Raw genomic sequence first — 688 nt, forward strand, 5'->3', positions numbered from 1 at the left:
GAGCGGTGAGCGTGCGCGGCGCGGGCGAGACGGTCCGCCCCCTCCGGCCCGAGCGCGGCGGCGGTGTCGGTCTTGGTCGCCGTGGCCCACACCGGGCTCACCCCGATAACGTCCGGCACCGGACCCGGACCCGCCAGCGCGGCGGCGAGCTGGGAATCCGACTCGATCGACAGCCCCACCATGAGGTGGTCCGGCATCGCCGCGCGAGCCCGGGCGAACGGAATGTCCCGCTGCCCGACGTGCAGGTGCAGCCCCAGCTCGCGCGCGACGTCCGCGCGATCGTTGACGAACACCGGGACGACCCGGCCCGTCTCGGTGCAGGCCCTCGCGACGGCCTCGGCGACGGCGACGGCGTGGGTGGCGAACTCGTCGTCGTCGCCCTCCTTGTCCCGGACCTGGACCACGCCCACCCCGCCGAGCACCGCCTCGTACGCGATCCCCGGCACGGCGTCGCGCCCGCCGCCGAGGTGCGGATCGGTGACCAGGTAGAGCCGCCAGTCGACGCCGGCGCCGCGGTCGAGCCGAGCCTCGCCCACGTCCCGGTCGGGCCGTGCGTCGCTCACTCCGTCGTCACCGTGACCAGACCCGCGATGTCCTCGGGGGTGAGCGTGTGGAGCGCGTCCAGCCACGCCACCGCGAAGCTGCCGGGCCCCGCGGACGTGCGGCCGGCGACCGTCCCCGCGGCCCC

At 76.5% G+C, this 688-nt stretch carries 1 protein-coding gene; it reads right to left on the bottom strand.

Annotated features, from left to right (window positions below; translation table 11 throughout):
- The coding region (locus tag HMPREF3086_RS02265; RefSeq protein ID WP_070719961.1) for a thiamine phosphate synthase at window positions 1–563 on the bottom strand (563 nt) is incomplete at its 3' end.
- Window positions 564–688 lie beyond the last annotated feature (125 nt).

This window comes from Dietzia sp. HMSC21D01 (assembly GCF_001815995.1).
Taxonomy (GTDB): domain Bacteria; phylum Actinomycetota; class Actinomycetes; order Mycobacteriales; family Mycobacteriaceae; genus Dietzia; species Dietzia cinnamea.